Origin of the sequence: Mesorhizobium sp. M7A.F.Ca.CA.003.01.2.1 (assembly GCF_003998945.1) — a bacterium.
Classification (GTDB): domain Bacteria; phylum Pseudomonadota; class Alphaproteobacteria; order Rhizobiales; family Rhizobiaceae; genus Mesorhizobium; species Mesorhizobium ciceri.
The window spans coordinates 1-18126 of record NZ_RZRA01000018.1 but is presented as its reverse complement, the minus strand read 5'-3'; the positions used below and the strand labels follow the sequence as shown (position 1 = coordinate 18126).

At 59.5% G+C, this 18126-nt stretch carries 13 protein-coding genes, 2 pseudogenes and 1 riboswitch; of the genes and pseudogenes, 6 read left to right on the top strand and 9 right to left on the bottom strand.

Annotated features, from left to right (window positions below; genetic code table 11):
• Both EN969_RS35795 and EN969_RS02075 read left to right on the top strand, forming a co-directional pair.
• On the top strand, window positions 1-1896 hold a 1896-nt coding region (locus tag EN969_RS35795; protein ID WP_127418975.1), incomplete at its 5' end, for a DUF3732 domain-containing protein.
• A gap of 24 nt (window positions 1897-1920) precedes the next feature.
• Complete coding sequence (locus EN969_RS02075; RefSeq protein WP_063169418.1) at window positions 1921-2487, top strand: hypothetical protein; 567 nt, start codon at window positions 1921-1923, stop codon at window positions 2485-2487.
• 905 nt (window positions 2488-3392) lie between these two features.
• Here the strand turns inward: EN969_RS02075 and EN969_RS02070 are convergent.
• From EN969_RS02070 to EN969_RS02035, 7 genes are all read right to left on the bottom strand, one after another.
• Window positions 3393-4208, bottom strand: coding sequence for a hydroxymethylpyrimidine/phosphomethylpyrimidine kinase (locus tag EN969_RS02070; RefSeq protein ID WP_063169417.1), 816 nt, complete (start codon window positions 4206-4208; stop codon window positions 3393-3395).
• Entirely contained in the window at window positions 4199-4804 is a 606-nt protein-coding gene (locus EN969_RS02065) for a thiamine phosphate synthase (RefSeq protein ID WP_063169416.1), read from the bottom strand. The genes EN969_RS02070 and EN969_RS02065 overlap by 10 nt, the downstream gene beginning before the upstream one ends.
• Entirely contained in the window at window positions 4801-5574 is a 774-nt protein-coding gene (locus EN969_RS02060) for a thiazole synthase (protein ID WP_024504259.1), read from the bottom strand. Before EN969_RS02060 ends, EN969_RS02065 begins: the two co-directional genes overlap by 4 nt.
• 1 nt (window position 5575) lies before the next feature.
• Window positions 5576-5773, bottom strand: a complete 198-nt coding sequence (gene thiS, locus EN969_RS02055; RefSeq protein WP_024504260.1) for a sulfur carrier protein ThiS — start codon at window positions 5771-5773, stop codon at window positions 5576-5578.
• Entirely contained in the window at window positions 5742-6743 is a 1002-nt protein-coding gene (thiO, locus tag EN969_RS02050; RefSeq protein WP_063169415.1) for a glycine oxidase ThiO, read from the bottom strand. Before thiO ends, thiS begins: the two co-directional genes overlap by 32 nt.
• Window positions 6740-8575 carry a phosphomethylpyrimidine synthase ThiC gene (thiC, locus tag EN969_RS02045; RefSeq protein WP_063169414.1) on the bottom strand — a complete coding sequence of 612 codons (1836 nt, stop codon included), beginning with the start codon at window positions 8573-8575 and terminating at the stop codon, window positions 6740-6742. Before thiC ends, thiO begins: the two co-directional genes overlap by 4 nt.
• A 103-nt stretch (window positions 8576-8678) precedes the next feature.
• A riboswitch (TPP riboswitch) is annotated at window positions 8679-8795 on the bottom strand.
• Window positions 8796-9112: 317 nt separating this feature from the next.
• A complete protein-coding gene (locus EN969_RS02035) occupies window positions 9113-9376 on the bottom strand; it encodes a hypothetical protein (protein WP_082826710.1) in 264 nt (87 codons plus the stop codon).
• Window positions 9377-9867: 491 nt separating this feature from the next.
• Between EN969_RS02035 and EN969_RS02030 the strand changes: the two genes are divergently transcribed.
• The 4 genes and pseudogenes from EN969_RS02030 (at window position 9868) to EN969_RS02015 (ending at window position 16071) form a co-directional block, all read left to right on the top strand.
• A complete protein-coding gene (locus EN969_RS02030; RefSeq protein ID WP_063169413.1) occupies window positions 9868-11205 on the top strand; it encodes a metallophosphoesterase in 1338 nt (445 codons plus the stop codon).
• A 2-nt stretch (window positions 11206-11207) separates the two neighbouring features.
• Window positions 11208-13274 (top strand): hypothetical protein, encoded by a 2067-nt coding sequence (locus tag EN969_RS02025; RefSeq protein ID WP_063169412.1) that lies wholly within the window; start codon window positions 11208-11210, stop codon window positions 13272-13274.
• The gene (locus EN969_RS02020) at window positions 13271-14326 is read left to right on the top strand and encodes a hypothetical protein (protein ID WP_063169411.1); all 1056 of its coding nucleotides are present in this window, start codon (window positions 13271-13273) and stop codon (window positions 14324-14326) included. The genes EN969_RS02025 and EN969_RS02020 overlap by 4 nt, the downstream gene beginning before the upstream one ends.
• Before the next feature lie 400 nt (window positions 14327-14726).
• Window positions 14727-16071: pseudogene (locus tag EN969_RS02015) on the top strand (IS5 family transposase).
• A 421-nt stretch (window positions 16072-16492) separates the two neighbouring features.
• Here EN969_RS02015 and EN969_RS02010 read toward each other — a convergent pair.
• Window positions 16493-17551 (bottom strand): class I SAM-dependent methyltransferase, encoded by a 1059-nt coding sequence (locus EN969_RS02010; RefSeq protein ID WP_024504268.1) that lies wholly within the window; start codon window positions 17549-17551, stop codon window positions 16493-16495.
• Between the two features lie 57 nt (window positions 17552-17608).
• A pseudogene (locus EN969_RS02005) lies at window positions 17609-17830 on the bottom strand (insulinase family protein); the annotation flags it as partial.
• Window positions 17831-18126 lie beyond the last annotated feature (296 nt).

The window sequence follows — 18126 nt, the reverse complement described above, 5'->3', positions numbered from 1 at the left end:
GTCGTCAACGTCATCAGCGGCGCGTCGAAGACCGGGAAGTCCGCCGTTATCCCTATTGTTGATTACTGTCTGGGCTCGGAGAAATGCGCGATTCCGGTGGGCGTAATCCGCGAGAACTGCAGCTGGTTCGGCATTCTGATCGAGACGCTGGAGGGCGAAAAGCTCTTGGCGCGACGCGAACCGGGGGACCAACAGAGCACAGGCGACATGGTGCTGCTGGAGGGCGCACAGGTCGAAATTCCGGAGACGATCACCGACAAGACCACCAATGTCGACACGGTCAAGCGCGCGATGAACCGCCTGGCAGGACTGACTGACCTCGACTTCGAACCAGGTACAGAGAATGGATTCAAGCAAAGGCCAAGCTTCCGCGACCTCATGGCCTTCACGTTCCAACCTCAGAACGTGATCGCCAATCCCGACGTGATGTTTTTCAAGGCCGATACGACGGAACAGCGGGAGAAGCTAAAGACCATCTTCCCGTACGTTCTGGGCGCGGTCACGGCAAAGATTCTCCAGGCGCGGTTTGAGATCGATCGGCTCCAGCGCAACCTCCGCCGGAAGGAGGCTGAGCTACGCGCGATCGTGTCGGCAACTGGCGCTTGGCGGGCGGAGGCGGAGGCGTGGCTGCGTCAGGCAGTCGAACTTGGCCTAGTCGATTCCTCCACTGAAGTGCCGAAGGACTGGAGTGACGTTGTTGACCTGCTTCGGCGCGTGTCGAACAGCAACTCAAGTCTTGCTCGACCAAGCCTGGCCGGCATCGATGTGGTGCTGACGCGTCTGGAAACCCTTCGTGCGTCGGAAACTGAAATCGCCGCGCGACTTACCGAGCATCGTCAGCGCCTGAACGAACTGCGCCGTCTGGTGGAGAGCAGCGAGGCGTACGGCGACGCCATGCGCATCCAACGTGACCGCTTGGACCTTTCCACGTGGCTGAGGGACTTGGCCGACGAGTTCGCCGATCCGTTGGTCGCACTCGGGGACGGCGGCCGCGAGAAGGTCTTGGCCCTTTGCGACAACCTCGGCGGTCTGGAGATCCGACTGCGGACCCACCCTGCGATGTCTAACACGCTTGACAAGGAAATCCTGCGCCAGCGCGGCGCCGCTGAAGCGGTCCTATCTGAGTTGAACGATGTCCGTAGCGAGATAGCGGTGCTGGAACGGGACTCTGACGTCGCCCGAGACGAGGCCAATCGCTTCGATAGGCTTGAGCGCTTCCTCGGTCGATTGGAGCAGGCGTTGCACGTCTACGACCGCGCCGACCAGTCGTCGGATTTGCGGCAGGAACTCACCTCGCTGCAGGCCGATATTGCAACGCTGCAAAAGACGATCTCCGAGGCCGACATCCAGCGCAAGCTATTCAACGCGTTGCACCAAGTCTCCCATCATGCCAATCGGCTGATTCCGCAGCTTGACGCGGAGTGGCCCGAGGCCCCGATTAGGCTGTTGATTGAAGACCTGACCGTCAAGGTGACTAGGGGAACGCGTGAGGACTACCTGTGGGAGATTGGCAGCGGCGCCAATTGGCTCGCGTATCACGTCGCACTAATGCTTGCGCTGCAGCACTACTTCCTGGCCGAACCTCATCACCCAGTCCCTGGTCAGCTGATCTTCGACCAACCTAGCCAAGTCTATTTTCCTAAGCGGGCGGCGGGCGACGAGGGCCCCGACCTCATCGCGTGGAGGGATCAGGACGTGGTCGCCGTCAGGAAGGTCTTTGCGCTCCTAGGCGCTGAGGTCATGGCCGCGAAAGGTCGCCTCCAGATCATCGTGCTGGATCATGCAGATGAGGACGTCTGGGGCAAGCTTCCCGGAGTCAAGTTGATTGAGGAATGGCGTGGACAGGCCCTCGTGCCTCAGGCTTGGATTGCCGCCGCATCTTCCAACGGTGGATAATAATCTGCTGCCAGAGGAGAAGGCATGGCGAACGTGGACGAGATCAACCGTCTGACGGCCCTTGGCTTGAACGTCATCACAGCCATGGATGTCGCGGAAGGAAAACTAGACGAAGCCTTCGAGGTCGCCCGCGCTCAGGAGAAACGCAAGGTCGACATCTGGTGCAAAGGAAGAAAGAACATTCCGGTTGCACTGACTGCGATATGGGACTGCGATCCTGCAAACTTCTATCTCGCGTTCGACGGCGATGATCCCAGCGACCACGCTTCGACGGATTTCATTCTTATCGACGCTGATGTCACTGACGTTGGCGGCAGGCTTACCTACGCCGCCAGCAGGGACAAGGGTCCTTGGCATCAACGTTACAAGAGCAAGAGCTGTGGGATCGCCTACCGATGGCTGCATGGCCGCGGTGTCACACCGCCTTTGCTCGGCGAGTACCAAGGCCAAGTTCACATCGTAGGAGGCATGCACCGCTTCCATCTTGCCAAGCACTATGGGACGACGCGCATGCCATTCCTCGTCCGGAGGGCCGAACTAGCCGCAGTAATGGCGTTGATCCCCTCGGCGACCGACACCGCCAACTCGTAATGGCGGGGACTGCAGAAAAGAAGCGAATGAGTTGCGAACTTACCGGGATCACTCCCCGAAAGCTGACCGACGGCTTCCGGCCCCGTTGCGGCCATTCTTACTCCCGCACTTTGGCTTTTCCAGCGCTAAACCGGCCTTGGGCGATGAATGGAAACGGTCAGATGTTCCCGGTCTGTGCTCGAAAAGTCGCATAAAAGGGCAGACTGGTGTGACGTCCGGAATTATTGGGCCTTTCACGGGTTTACCGGTCCCGAATTATCGGTTGCTGGCGGGCGGGCTATGCGATTGAAAACAGGAGAGTTTTCTGGCTAAGGGTGGGGTTTCAGACTGAGTTTACCAATGCCCTTAATGACGATTAATTCTGGATTGGCATCAGGTGATTGGGTTTGCGCAGAATATAGCCGCCCTTATTGGTAAACCCGCTCACGGTCGACAACGGATTGGTCAACCTAGGACGACAGGATTGGTAAACCGGAGCCGCCCTATCGACGAAGGTCTAGCTTGGCGCATTCACTGTCGCCGGTAGGCAGATATTCGGGCGACAATCGGGACCAGCGTGCGACGCCGCCAAGCGTGAGACACGTCGGCTACGCCGCAAATCGACACGGTTTGACCGGGCGCAATACCGCACCGATCTTCTAATCTCGGCTTAATTCCGGAGAGAGGCAGATAATTCCGGACGCCACACTGATTGGTAACCTAAGGCCACCCACCACGCGGATTGGTAGCCCACAGGAATAGGTTTGGTAACCCTTATCGAGTGAGGGCCGCTCGTACCTTTCGGCGGGTTCGTTTCAGTTCTAAGCCCGGCTTAATTCTGGACAACGACAGATAATTCTGGACGGCACAGTGGAACTCAACGCGTTGTAAGGATGGCATAGAGAAGCAGTAGCCCTCCAGTCTCGCTACTGGAAAAATTCTGGAAAATGGGTCTGCTTGGCTGGACGCAGAACGTTGTGATTATTCAGCCGGCATTTCTGAAGCTTCTCGAACACAAACAGCTTGCCTTCGCGCACGCTATCTTCGAGCGACTTCGCCTTCGCCAGATGCGCCGCAATCGCGCTGGCCAGCATGCAACCTGTTCCGCGCATCGATATAGCAAGGCGCGGCGTGTCGAAGTGGATGGGTTCATGATCGGAGCGTAACAGAATATCGGCCGATCGGGGACCCGACGCGTGCCCACCCTTGATCAGCAGGGCCTGAGGGCCGACGGCCTGCAGTCTTTGTCCTTGTTGGAGCGCACCGTCCTCATCCGAAGCCGGTTCGGAACCAGTAAGGAGCGCCAGTTCAGGAAGGTTGGGCGTGACAATGCAGCAAAGCGGCATCAAATCGCGCTTCATGGCAGCGATAGCGCCTGCTTCCAGAAGTGCGCGGCCTGAGGTGGAGGCCAGCACAGGGTCGAGTACTGCCGGCACTTGCGGAAATTTGCGCAGCACTGCGGCAACGGCAACAATGATCTTGGCAGTCGCCAGCATGCCGATCTTGATTGTGGCTACGTCGTTGGCCTGTAGCGCGGCACACATCTGATTGGCCACCATGCTGGGTGGCGAATGATGGATTTCGATCACGGCGTCGTGCGTTTGCACCGTTAGCGCTGTGACGGCGAGACAGGTGCGCACGCCAACGGCAGAGATCGTCTCGATGTCGCGTGCTATTCCAGCACCCCCGCTGGAATCTGATCCGCCAACGACAAGCACATGCGGTTCTCGTCTCATCGCCATCGGTCCGTCTTTTCGATCCATTCTCGCGTGCGCGCTTCGGGGTCGAAGCTCAACGTGATGTCCGTGACCACTGCGGCGCTGTTGGCGCCGGCCTCAAAGACGCCGTCGAGGCGGTCGGGGTTGAGGCCGCCGATGGCGACCAATGGGATCGGCGCCACCCGCCGCTTCCACTCGCTGATCCGCTCTAGCCCTTGCGGTGCCCACTTCATTTTCTTCAAAGTGGTGGGATAGATCGGACCGAGCGCGACATAGTCGGGCTCGGCAAACATGGCCGTTTCCAGCTCGACATGATCATGCGTGCTCAATCCGAGCCTGACGCCCGCTGCCCGTATCCTCGAGAGGTCGGCCGTTTGCAAATCCTCCTGGCCCAGATGCACGAAATCGCAGCCTTCCTCGATTGCCAGGCGCCAATAATCATTGATGATGAGCTGGCTTTTGTGTTGGACACACCAGGCCTTCGACTTGCGGATCTCCGCGCGCAGCCCGGTTTCATCCATGGTTTTGATGCGAAGCTGAATCAGCTTGACGCCGAGCGGCGCCAACCTTTCGATCCAGGCGGCGCTGTCGACGATCAGGTAGAAGGGATCGAGCTTCATGAAAAAACGGCCCTGCCGACCATCGGTGTCGATGGCACGGCGACGTCGCGCGGTTCGAGCATTCCCGAACTGAACGCCTCACGACCGGCGTCGACCGCCTTACCGAAAGCACGCGCCATGCCGACCGGATCTGCCGCCTTGGCGACCGCTGTGTTCAGGAGCACGGCGTCAAAGCCGAGTTCCATGACGGTGGCCGCGTGCGACGGCCGTCCGAGCCCCGCATCCACAATCAGCGGGACGCCAGGGAAATATCCGCGCATCGAGCGCAGCGCCGTCATGTTGACCGGTCCCAAGGCGGAACCGATCGGTGCGCACCACGGCATCAGGACCTTGCAGCCCGCTTCCAGCAGCCGCTCGGCGACAACGAGATCGTCGGTGGTATAGGGGAATACCGCAAAGCCGTCCTCGCACAGGATGCGGGCGGCTTCAACCAGACCGAACACATCCGGCTGTAGCGTGTCGTGATTGCCGATCACTTCGAGCTTGATCCAGTTGGTGCCGAAGACCTCGCGCGCCATTTTCGCGGTGGTGACGGCTTCCTTGACGGAGAGGCAGCCGGCGGTATTGGGCAGGGTTCTGGCGCCCAGCGAGCGGATCAACGACCAGAATTGTTCGCCGGCCCTACCGCCCGCCATCTCACGCCGCAACGAGACGGTCACCACCGACGTGCCCGATGCCTTGACTGCATCGGCAAGGATGGCCGGCGAAGGATACTGAGCCGTGCCGAGAAGCAGGCGCGACGAAAGCTCGGTTCCATAAAGCTCCAACATGCTAGCCGCCCTGCATGGGCGAGAGGATTTCGATCCGGTCGCCGTCGCTCAACTGGAACTCCGCGCGGTTGGCTTTGTGCACGAGGTCGCTGTTGACGGCGGTGGCGAGCCAATCGCCCTCATAGTCGAGCGCGGCAAGCAACTCGGCCAGCGTGGTGGCGGCAATCTCACGCGCCTCGCCGTTGACCATCAGTTTCATGAGCATGCTCCTTGGTTCTGTCTTGACTGAAAACCAGGTCGGCAGCCTGGCGCGCCATGGCGGGGGCGAGGAGAAAACCGTGACGATAAAGACCGTTGATCGCGATGATCTCACCGTCTGTTTCGACGCGTGGCAAATTGTCGGGAAATGCCGGACGGACACCCACACCGGTTTCAACGATCTCGGCCTCACCAAAGGCCGGATGGAGGGCATGGGCGGCGCCCAGCAGCTCCATCATGGAACGCGCCGTCACCGGTCCGGCGCTCTGGCTTTCAATCATCGTCGCTCCGATCATGAAACGGTGATCGGTGCGCGGCACGGCATAAAGCGGAAAGCGTGGATGAAGCAAACGGACCGGCCGCGACAGCGAGACATCAGGCGTGCGAAGGATCAGCATTTCGCCGCGAACACCGCGCAGCCTGTCATCGGCCGCTGCCATTCCCATGCAGTCTATCTGACGGGCGAATCCCGAAACAGGCCGGGCGTCGCAGCCGAAGTGGAATTTGACACCCATGGTCGCAAGCTTGTCATGAAGTGCCGCCATCGCCGGGCGTGGGTCGAGGTGAGCCTCGTCGGGGAAGAGCAATCCACGCCGGAAGCGGCCGGCGAGGTCGGGTTCCAGGAGCGCAATTTCGTTTTCATCGACGCGCCGATGCCCTGACGTGCGACTGGCGAACCGGTCAAGCTCACCGGCATCACGCGGCGCGGCCACGACCAATGTCCCGGCCCGTGTCACCTGACCCGACAGCACCGCATCCCACCAGTCGGCAGCATCGCGTCCGAGATCCAGCACCGGCTGCTCCGCGCTTTCGCGCTCGCACCATGGCGCCAGCATGCCGCCGGCGAACCACGACGCGTTGCCACCAAGGCCATGCCGCATCTCGGCGACGGTGACCGTCGCGCCGCGGGCGGCGAGTTCGAAAGCGACGGTGAGGCCGGCAACGCCGGCCCCTTTGACGAGCACCCTCATGATGGTTTGGGAGCCTCTGGCACGACCGGTACGCCAGTCTCGTCCGCCTGCATGTAGAGATCGCCGCCCTCCCGGTATTTTGCCGCCATTGCCGCCATGCCTTCCTTCTGGGCCTCGGCACGGATGTCGTGGGAAATGCGCATGGAGCAGAATTTCGGCCCGCACATCGAACAAAAATGTGCCAGCTTGTGCGCCTCCTTGGGCAAGGTCTGGTCGTGGAAGGACCGTGCGGTTTCGGGGTCGAGCGACAGGTTGAACTGGTCCTCCCAGCGGAACTCGAAGCGCGCGCGCGAAAGGGCATCATCCCTGGTTTTCGCTGCCGGATGGCCCTTCGCCAGATCGGCTGCATGGGCGGCTATCTTGTAGGTGATCACGCCAATCTTGACGTCGTTGCGGTCGGGAAGGCCGAGATGCTCTTTCGGCGTGACGTAGCAAAGCATTGCGGTGCCGAACCAGCCTATCATGGCGGCACCTATCCCTGAGGTGATGTGGTCATAGCCCGGCGCGATGTCGGTCGTCAGCGGCCCCAACGTGTAGAACGGCGCCTCACCGCACACTGCGAGCTGCTTGTCCATGTTCTGCTTGATCTTGTGCATGGGGACATGGCCCGGGCCTTCGATCATCACCTGGCAGTCCTTTGCCCAGGCAATCTTGGTGAGTTCTCCAAGTGTTTCCAGTTCGGCGAATTGCGCCGCGTCGTTCGCATCGGCGATTGAACCGGGACGAAGGCCGTCGCCGAGCGAGAAGGAGACGTCATAGGCTCTGGCGATGTCGCAGATCTCCTCGAAATGCTCGTAGAGGAAGCTCTCCCGGTGATGGTGCAGGCACCATTTGGCCATGATCGAGCCGCCGCGCGAGACGATGCCCGTGACCCGGTCGACGGTCAGCGGGATGTAGTGCAGCCGCACGCCGGCGTGGATGGTGAAATAGTCGACGCCTTGCTCGGCCTGCTCGATCAGCGTGTCGCGGTAGACCTCCCAGTTCAGATCCTCGGCGATGCCGTTGACCTTTTCCAGCGCCTGATAGAGCGGCACCGTACCGATCGGCACCGGCGCATTGCGCACGATCCAGTCGCGGATGTTGTGGATGTTGCGGCCGGTCGACAGGTCCATCACCGTGTCCGCGCCCCAGCGGATAGCCCAGACCATTTTTTCGACCTCTTCGGCCATCGACGATGTGACAGCCGAGTTACCGATGTTGGCGTTGATCTTGACCAGAAAATTGCGACCGATGATCATCGGCTCGCTCTCGGGATGATTGATGTTGGCGGGAATGATTGCGCGCCCGCGCGCCACCTCGTCGCGCACGAATTCGGGTGTGACGAAATCTGGGATCGCCGCGCCGAAGGCTTCGCCGTCGCGTTGCAGCTTGCCGCGCATCACCTCGCGGCCGAGATTCTCGCGGATGGCTACGAACTCCATTTCTGGCGTGATGATGCCGGCGCGCGCATAGGCAAGTTGGGTCACCGCCTTGCCCTGCTTGGCCTTGAGCGGCCGATTGCGTATCGGAAATTCCGGTGTCAGGCGCTCGCCGGTGGCGAATCCATTGTCTTCCGGCCGGACGTGGCGGCCGTCATAGGCTTCGACATCGCCACGCGCCGTGACCCATTCGTGGCGAAGCCGGGCAAGGCCTTTTTCGATGCTGGTTTCGACTGATGGATCGGTGTAGGGGCCGGACGGATCGTAGACGGTGACGGGCGGTTCGCCGGCCGTCGGATGGACGGAAATCTCGCGCATCGGCACCCTGATCTGCGGGTAGAGGACGCCGGGCTTGTGGATTTTCCGCGAGGCGGGCAGTGGTCCCGTCGATACGGCGGGGGTGAGGGCATTCATCGTGAGGCTCCTTTGCTCATGCATTGGAGACCCAGTTCTGTGCCGGAAGGATGAAAAGACGCTTCTGTAGACCTGCTGCAACAGGACCTCGGGCGTAAACTCCCGCAAAGCGCTTGCACCGTCCCTACGCCAGTATGAACTGGATCAGGTTCAACGGGTCACTGCGCCGCGAAAGCCAGCAGTATCTCAGCCCCTTGCCGGGACTCCCCTGGTGAATGCCTTAGGTTGAACGGGCTGACGCTATCTTGTCAAGCGCATTCGGGCGCCTTCGGCCGGTGGCGACGACCGGCGGCCAGCCGGGCGGAGAGCTCGCGCATGCATCGGGGACAAGTCACGCCCCGTAGACCGGGGCTGAATGGCCAAAGCCTCATTCGCTTCGTGAAGGATGGAGAAACTGTATTGGCCATGTGCGCGTATCGACCAAGTAGCTCAGGCGGTCACGGATGTGGTTATTCTGGTCGAAGGTGACGAACGGCCTTGGGGGTCACCTCCTTTAGGATTCAGAGGTTGGAAGACGGCTTCTCGCGATCACGGCCATCAGGAAATACCTGTCTTCGGCTCAACCTCGACATGGCGTCCGATCGACCGCAGATATACAGCTATCTCGTTCATGAGATGATCGCGTTCGCCGTAGATTTCAGCAATCCTACGCAGCTGTGGCTCGACGGCCCTCCGTTGCGCTGGCGTGAAATCAGCATCGCCAAAGACGTATCCCAAGTTGCCAATCGCGCAAATTTTGCAGCCGGCGTCCACAACTGCTTGTACGAATGCCGGAATGTCTTTTTCTTGCATGGTCTTCATGTCGAACCTCTCGTGAATGGCGTGCTTGCGCCCCAATCTGCCTTTTCAGCGTGTCCTCTGGGCGGCGCAAGCCCTGAGCGTGACTGTGCACGGGCAACCTCGACTATCCCATCTGCCACGCTCTTTAGAATCGGTGGGGTCTGGTGATCGCAGGCTGGGCCACTCAAAAGCCTGCAAGAAGAAAGTCATGGCGACCATTGCTCAAGATCGCAAGGGTGCGTGCAAGACCTTCCGTTGGCAGTCATGCACGCTCGCTCAGAGATAGTCCGGCCGCGGAAATTCTCCCTTATTCGTAAGAAAGCTCATTGAGCAACTGGGCATTGAGCAACTGGGTCTCACGTCACGGGTCTCGTGTGCTTCACAGCCGAAAAATAGCCGCCGTGGCAATTCTCGAAAAGTGCAGGCTACCTCGTTAAGGACACTGCGGATGATCGTTCGCGCTTGGCAAAAGCGAACGGATTAGTCTATGGCTCTCGGCAGGGGGGCGAGTTATGCGGCGGGTGCGAATCCTTCAAGTAGGCGATATTCACTATCCGGACTGGCATCCTTCCTCTAGCAACATCGATGCCAAGGATAGCAAGTTCGCTCCGAAAATAACGCAGAAGCTACGCGCGTCTTCGCTGCGTGCCGTCTTGACGAAACTTCGGCGGCTGACGACTTCGAAGCCCTTGGATTCGATCGCCTTCATGGGGGATTTCACGAGCCGTGGCGACAAGACCTTCATTGCTTCGGCATTCCAGCATTTCACGTTGCTCTGCCGCGCACAGGGACGCAGTTCAAAGGCGCTTCCGTTGATATTCGTACCGGGAAATCACGATGTGAACCGTGATGACGCGCGCGAACTTGGACCGACTGAGAAATTCAGCGAAATGGCGAGTTTAGCCGCCCGCTTGGGTTGGCAGACCGTTCCCGTGGACCAACCCGTGCACTTCAGACTTCCGACAGGATCCGCAGGCGCAAACTTCATCCTCGTCAACACAGCGATAGGCAGTTGGGAGCTTCAAAACCTTCCCGCGTTCCTTCGTGATCGTCTCGAGGCACTCAGTCCTTCTACAGAGCCTCTAGATCTCGGCTCGCCGGACATCTCGGGACATTCGCCCGCGACACCTCCCAGCGATCCAGACAAGGAGGCGTCCGACGACGAGTATTACGGTCAGATGGACACGCCATACATCTCGCGTGAGATGCTTGCAGGCCTACAGGAATTGCTCCAGCAGCCCGACATGCGTTACGGCATCATAATCGGCCATCACAATCTGCTGCCACAAAAGACTCCGCGCATTACGCCATACGCGGAGATGCTCAACAGCGGATTTGTCAGAACTCAGCTGCTGCAGGGCAACAAGCCTATCGTCTACCTGCATGGACACATACATGCTGATCCGGTCGAGATCGTCAACGATCCAAGGTTTCCGGACGGCAAATTGATCTGCATCTCAGCACCAGAGATACAGTCAGGTTTCAATGAGCTCGTCTTCTTCACGACCGATCAGGGAGAGCTCGTCGGCATCCGACTTATACCCTACCGCACCAATGTCGCCGACGGGACGGTCATGGAAGGCGAACATTGCTTTATTTCGACCATGTCCAACGGCAAGGCCTTTCTGAACAACGACACGTTTGACCTGCTGCGCCGACTGCGCGACCATGCCACCAGGCGCGGGAATGGGTTACTCTTCTGGGACGAGATCACTGAGATTGCTGCCTCCGCCGAGCTCGGGCTAGATCTGGAAGACTCTCTTCTGATGCTCCAAGCGGCGCGCTTCATCGAGATAGACGGCCTCACCAAGGCAAACTCGGCTTGGCGCATTAAGGTAAGGGACGAATAGCGATGGAGAATCCGTTCGGCCCCAACAGGATCGAGTACGAAAGCCGCCCGATACTGTGGTTCAGTCAGAAGTCGGCGTTGATTTCTGCCGCCGCCAAGCCGGTCTTCGTCGCAGGGACGAGAGGCAGCGGCAAGACCAGCATTCTTCGCTCGCTTTCCACAGTCCATATTCTTGAAGACAAAAGTCTCTCGGACCAAGTCGGCAAGCTCGCTTGGTATGGCGTCTTCTTCCAGCTCAATGAGACATTCTCGCCCCTAATCGACAACGCCGTTCTGAACCTCATTCCGGAGCGGATACGCTTCGACACGGCCGCCGTGATCCCGCGGCAATTCGTAATCTTCTCTCACTATCTGGAGCTGAAGATAGTCGAACGCCTGCTCGAGAGCATCGGCCAGCTCAGACGCGACGGCCACTTGAAATACCGGGCCTCCGAAGATAGGGACGTCGCCCTGGCACTGCATCGCGAAGTGCTGCACTTCATACCCCAACCTGCCCGTCTCGACTTCTTCAGCATCGATGAGCTGCGGGGTGGGATAACCCGGTACGTCGACGAATGCTTCAACGCGTTCTTCTTTGCCGCCGATGCCGGAGCGACCGGCTTCAGAGCAACAGACCCTGGCGCGATCATTAACAAGGTCGCGACCGCGATCACTCCACTTTTAAATGGCCCATCTTTCGCCGGTGACAGGGCGCCCTTCTTCAAGATACTGATTGACGACTGTGAAGCACTGACACCGCTCCAACAGCAGTTCCTGAACACCTTGGTGAGAAAGACGCGCGGCAACGTGAAATGGGTCCTCGCCTACATCGGCGGCCTCTACGACACGATCCGGACGATCATACCCGGCCAGTCGCTCTCGAATGCTGACCGGGACGTCGAGAATCTTGATTCAGTCGATCCGAGGGAGTTCGCCACGCTGTGCGAGAACGTGTCGTCGCTTCGGCTGTACTATGCGCTTCCTGACCATCTGCGGAGTGATCTCGAGCGCAACGATGCGCTCAGCGCGTTTTCGCTCAAAAACCGGCTGGGGCGGCTTTCCGTCAATGACATCATCGAGCGGGTTATCATATCGGGTCATTCCGAGGGCAGAGAAGAGCTTGTGGCACTTGCTGATGCAGCACGTGAATTCCTCTCCGTGAATTTGAGGACGGCGGATCAGCAGCAATTCCTTCTTGATCGAAAAGCGCGCCCTTATGCCGAAGGGCTGGCGCTCGCGCTCATGAACCCGGAAATTAAGCGCCGGCCCATGAGCAAGGCGGATGCTTCAAATCTGAAGAGGTCGATCGCCCGGAAACAGGGATGGGCTTTTCTGAAAGCGTGCCAGATGCTGCGTCTGCATGACTACCCGTACGTAGGGCACCAGATCATCACATCATTGAGCGACGTCTGTATACGCGATTTCCTTGATATAATGGGAGAGATCTTCCGCCGCAGTGTTCCGAGTTCCAGTGATCCACGAAAACTGGTGGAATTCATCAACTCGGATTTACAGATTCATCTCGAACAGCAGAGACAGGCTGTGAACGCCGCCTCTCAACGGAAGCTTGATGGACTTCAGGCGCTTTCACATCCGTACGAAGAAGAGAGCGTGCGCATGGTGCGGGCGTTGGGTTACCTGACCGCTCGCCTCCAGACAGAGTTTGCCGAAGAAAATGCTCTAGGAACGACAGAGAGAGGCATTTTCAGGGTTGATCTAAAGGAAATGCGCTCGCTGGTGAACCGACTGGAGCAACCCAGCGGAAAACTGGACGAGGTCCTGCGTCGGGCGGAAAGGGATGGGTTTATCCGGGAGGTCTCCGCCGCCGGCAACTTTGAGGTGGACCGCGCCGACCCCGCATCGAAGGAGATGATGATCAGATTGCATCGGCGATTTGCACCTTACTTCGGGTTCTCCTATCGCGGCCCGTACGAAATCAACACAATCCCTGCGGCGCGGATGGTCGACCTGCTTTTTACCAGGCATCGGCTCCCAGAAGACTGGGCCGACTCGGTGTTTAAGGAGCTCGTCGCGCGGCCCGCACTCAAGACCGAATTCCAGCACTCGCTTTTCGAGAGCGATCTCGAATGACCGCTTCAACTGTCGAGTATCGAGTCTTCGGCCATCTGGCCGTCACCGAGAAGGCGAGAGATGCAGGTACCTGCGAAACGATGGAGGCAGATATCGCGATCGTCGCGCTTGGATGGGAAACGCGTTTCGCCGCGTTCGAAAACCATCTTGACCTGAAGGTCGGCAAGATCGTGGTTCTGGACTTTGCTCTGAAGGAAGCGAACGTCCCAGCCGTCGAAGAAAACCGGCGAAAGCTCATCGCTATGGGTACCCGATGGGGCGTCGAAGTGACTGTGATCACCCTCGAGCCTTCCATCGAGTATCAGAAGAACATCAATCTCCTCGATCACCTGCTCACTCAGATGGCCGCTTCATGTGGCTCATACGAAGGAAGCCTGCGGAAGGTTTTCGTCGAGTGCTCGACGATGCCGCGAATCTACATCCAATGGCTGATTGCGGTGGCATTCAAGAAAATGTCGATTCAGTCTCTCGAATTCGGGTACGCCGAAGGTATCTACGGGAACGCGATCGGCAAAGAGGATTTTTCCAGCGGCTTGGACCGATACGTCACCGTCCCTCATCTTCAAGGCAGCGGAGGAATGGGCGAAGAGAAAGTCCTGCTCGTGGGGATCGGAGGAGATGCCGACGTATTCTACGGATTGATCGATATCGTCAGTCCGGAACGGATCTCGCTCCTCGTCCCAAGAAGCGACAAGAATGCGCATATCGATGCTTTGCTCGATCAACAGGTGGCCAAGGTACGTGAAACCCACCGGCTCGAAGATGGCGAAGTTCGCGACATCCAGGCTTTCGGGCTGATGGCCCACCTCGATGCTTTCGAGACGTATCTCGACGGGTTCGGCTCGCGTGCGGTGGTGAACGTTTTTGTCAGCGGCCCGAAGGTTCAGGCCATCGCTGCTGCCGTGCTCGCCTGCTCCGACAGCCGCGTCCATCTCAAGGCAAGAATTCCCACCTCCTATGCCCATCGTGAAGTCTCAGCGAATGGGCGGTATCATATCTATAGGCTGATTGACCTGACATCCCCTGCCTGCAGCCTTCCCGGGACGTTCTGACACTATCTTGCATTCGAGTAGCATCATGGTCCCAGTAGCCGTTCCGCCAAGCCTTCAGCGCATGTTCGTGTCGCCCGATCCGGTCGATGGGGGGCTAATTCCCACTTGGAAGCTGCTCTACATCAGATCAGGGGGGAATGCAGACTGGCAGAATTCCGTCTAATTAGCGACTAGCTAAAACATATACTCAGGCGAGACTGTTCAGCATAGAAATAGTGAGTCGGCCGTGAACTATCCGCAAGCCATTGATCTGGCCTGTTGATTGAGGCGGATAGCGGCTTTGGAATTGCAGGATTAGCGGTATTTGGACGCTGTTTTCCTGCAATTCGGTTTTGCGATTCCCTTGTGGCGCGGAGCGTGATTCACTCGGTTCGGCGGCGGCGAATCGAGGGGACAGCGAATGTCCAGGCCACGCGAGAAGCGCGAGACGGGAGAGCAGGACCTGTTCCGCTCCCGGCTCGACCAAATCATCAACATGAAGCACGAGCTGGTGCGGCTGGCGCAGGCGATCGACTGGCCGGTGCTGGAGGAGCGTTTCGGCGCCGTCTATTCGGACGGCCCCGGCATGCCGCCGCTGCCGACCCGGCTGATGGCGGGGCTGGCGATCCTCAAGCACACCTTCAACCTGTCGGATGAGGTGCTGTGCGAGCGCTGGGTGGAGAACCCTTATTTCCAGTATCTCACCGGCGAGACGTTCTTTTGCCATACGCTGCCGTTCGACCGCTCCTCGATGACGCGTTGGCGCAGCCGTATGGGCGAGGAGCGGATTATGGTGCTGTTGCAGGAGAGCCTCAGCCTCGCGGTCAAGACCGGGGCGATGAAACCGGCCGACACGCGCCAGGTGATCGTCGACACCACCGTGCAGCCGAAGAACGTCATGTTCCCGACCGACGCCAAGCTCATCCATCGGGCACGCGAACGGCTGGTGCGGCTGGCCAAGAGGACGGGTCTCCATTTGCGCCAGAGTTATGTGCGGGTCGGCAAGCTGGCGCTGATCAGCCACCAGCGCTATGCCCACGCCAAGCAGTTCAAGCGGGCCAACAAGGCGCTACGCAAGCTCAAGACCTATCTCGGCCGGACCATTCGCGACATTGGTCGCCAGATCGCCGGCGATCAGGGGCTGGACGCTGTTCAAATGGCCGCTCTACCAGGCCGCCACCGTTCTCGAGCAACGCCAGCGCCAGCGCGGCCGCAAGATCTACAGCCTGCACGCACACGAGGTGGAATGCATCGGCAAGGGCAAGGCGCATGCGCCCTACGAGTTCGGGGTGAAGGTGTCGGTGGCCACCACGCTGAAGCGCTCCAGGGGCGGCCAGTTCGCCCTGCATGCAAAAGCACTGCCCGGCAATCCCTATGACGGCCACACGCTGGCAAGCGTCATCCCCGACATGGAAAAGACCATCGGCAACGAGATCGGCCGCATCCTCGCCGACGCCGGCTATCGCGGCCACAACGCACCGCAGAGCCACAAGCTCAGGGTCTTCACCGCGGGCCAGAAACGCCGCGTCACCCCAGCCATCAAGCGCCAGATGCGACGGCGGTCGGCGGTCGAGCCCGTCATCGGCCACATCAAGAGCGAACACAGAATGGGCCGCAACTACCTCGCCGGCCAGCAGGGCGACACCCTCAACGCCATCCTGGCCGCCGCCGGCTACAACTTCTCCCTCCTGCTCAGGTGGCTGAAGGGGTTTTTGTCGCTCTTGATTGCCCTGCTTCAAATCCGGCCGAAGCCGGTCGCCGCTTAGGGCTCGGATTGTTCACGGTCGACTAGTGAGCACTCTCCAATATGTTAGGCTCTGTCGCAGTAGCGCAACAAGCTCAGTCTTTGGATGGGTGGTATGAGGATGAGACGACTGAATGTGTACAGGCTCAGTCTTTTTATCGAGGCTCTCGTTTTTGTCGTAAGCGCGTTCGGTGCGACGTGGCTTACCAGCTTTGTGAACGCGCCATGGTGGACATATGTGATTATAGCGGCCATCGCTATGGGCATGTTCGTCGCCGTGCGTGGGGTCCTTTCTGAGCCGCAACGTATGGGACTCTTGGCACACAACTCGGCAGCGACCTCTGCGTGAACCCAGACGCCTTGAAAATGTGCCCGATGCGTCCGGATTTTTGGCGGTGATCTTCATCAAATGCGATGAGCTGCAATTTCTGGCGACGGCCACGCTAAGGGCGGGCCTCCAGCACCATGTTGAACGGTGTCTCCGCGGCGCGACGCAATCGCTTGAAGCCGCCGCCGGTCACAACCTTGCGCAGCCTCGCCTCACCGGCCTGGGCTCCAAGCGCGAGCCCGACTTCCTGCGACACGGATGCGGGCGTGCACACGAAAGTGGAAGCGGCATAGTAAACGCGGCCGACGGGATTGAGGTTCGCCGCCAGATGATCATGCGCGAACGGCTCGACGATCATCCACGTGCCGTCCGGCTTGAGCGATCCGTGGACATGGGTGGCGGCGCCCGTCGGGTCGCCCATGTCGTGAAGGCAATCGAAGAATGTGACGAGGTCATAGGTTCCGGGATAGCTCTTGGCGGCCGCCACGTCGAACCGCGTGTTAACGCCGACGCCGGCTACCTCGGCCGCCTTGCGGGCGCGCTCAATCGAAGGGGCATGATAGTCGAAGCCGACGAAGCGCGAATTGGGGAAGGCCTGTGCCATGAGCACGGTCGATGCACCATGACCGCATCCAACATCCGCGACGTCCACGCCGCGTTCGAGCTTCTCGACGACGCCCTCCAAGGCCGGCAGCCAGGAGTCGATCAGATTGGCATTGTAGCCTGGACGGAAGAACCGTTCCGTACCGCGAAACAGACACGCGCTATGATCGTGCCACCCGACGCCCTTGCCGGACTGGAATGCCTGCCTCACCTTTTCTTCATCGAGCCACAGCGCGGACAGGAACTCGAATGCGCCTGCCATGAAGGCCGGGCTGTCTTCATCAGCGAACACCAGCTCTTGCTCGGCGTTGAGATAGAATTTGTCGCTCGCTTCATCGTAGTCGACGTAACCCGCCGCCGCCTGCCCGGAAAGCCATTCCCTTACGAGGCGTTCCTGGGTGCCGGTGCGTGTCGAAAGTTCGGCGGCCGTCATCTTGCCGCCTTCGCGCAATGCCTTGAACAGGCCGAGTCTGTCCCCCAGCAGGACTCCCGCGCCCGTTGCGATCGCACCGAGATCGCCGACCATTTTCCCCAAGAATGCGTCCAACTTTTCCTGATTCGCTTCAGACATCTGAATCTCCCTTTGGGTTCAATCTCTCCAGGCGACGGAGCCGTGCTCGTCATGAGGCGCCTTGAGCATCAGATGCTCGAAGACATGCAGATATCCCCGGCGGCTCATTCCGCGCTGCCGATCCTGCACCAGACCATATGGGTGACGACCGGCGCGGTGGTCGGGAATGACAGCCACCTCCATGCCGTTGAAAAGCAGGAAATCCGTCACTTTGCCCTCGTCGGTAACCGGCGGAGCCGGAGTGGTCGTCACCAGGGCAAGCCCTGTTGCAGCAGGTATCCTTGGGCAGCCTGTCAGAACATCGATGACTCCGGTTGTGGTGCCGGGGTGGGCGATCAGGGGCCAAGTGATTGTTCCGCGGCGGCTGTATGTTGTGGTAAGGTGATCATGCGAACTCTTGTTGGTCGGTCACGTGTTTTGCGGATGACCCGCATGTACTGTGCCAAATGAGAAAACCATTCAAACGCAATCCAGTAGATCTGACTGTATCCGACATTGTCGGAATTTGGACATCGCCGAACGCGAAGCGCTCGGGGCTTGTGACGATACTTGAGCGTGCTGCTTCGGAGGAGGGA

Bases quoted from the DNA above. Each gene is read 5' to 3' on its own strand.
- thiS (WP_024504260.1), bottom strand. From the start codon at position 5,773: ATGAAACTGATGGTCAACGGCGAGGCGCGTGAGATTGCCGCCACCACG.
- EN969_RS02020 (WP_063169411.1), top strand. From the start codon at position 13,271: ATGACCGCTTCAACTGTCGAGTATCGAGTCTTCGGCCATCTGGCCGTC.
- EN969_RS02070 (WP_063169417.1), bottom strand. From the start codon at position 4,208: ATGGCGATGAGACGAGAACCGCATGTGCTTGTCGTTGGCGGATCAGAT.
- EN969_RS02065 (WP_063169416.1), bottom strand. From the start codon at position 4,804: ATGAAGCTCGATCCCTTCTACCTGATCGTCGACAGCGCCGCCTGGATC.
- thiO (WP_063169415.1), bottom strand. From the start codon at position 6,743: ATGAGGGTGCTCGTCAAAGGGGCCGGCGTTGCCGGCCTCACCGTCGCT.
- EN969_RS02075 (WP_063169418.1), top strand. From the start codon at position 1,921: ATGGCGAACGTGGACGAGATCAACCGTCTGACGGCCCTTGGCTTGAAC.
- EN969_RS02010 (WP_024504268.1), bottom strand. From the start codon at position 17,551: ATGTCTGAAGCGAATCAGGAAAAGTTGGACGCATTCTTGGGGAAAATG.
- EN969_RS02025 (WP_063169412.1), top strand. From the start codon at position 11,208: ATGGAGAATCCGTTCGGCCCCAACAGGATCGAGTACGAAAGCCGCCCG.
- EN969_RS02035 (WP_082826710.1), bottom strand. From the start codon at position 9,376: ATGAAGACCATGCAAGAAAAAGACATTCCGGCATTCGTACAAGCAGTT.
- EN969_RS02030 (WP_063169413.1), top strand. From the start codon at position 9,868: ATGCGGCGGGTGCGAATCCTTCAAGTAGGCGATATTCACTATCCGGAC.
- EN969_RS02060 (WP_024504259.1), bottom strand. From the start codon at position 5,574: ATGTTGGAGCTTTATGGAACCGAGCTTTCGTCGCGCCTGCTTCTCGGC.
- thiC (WP_063169414.1), bottom strand. From the start codon at position 8,575: ATGAATGCCCTCACCCCCGCCGTATCGACGGGACCACTGCCCGCCTCG.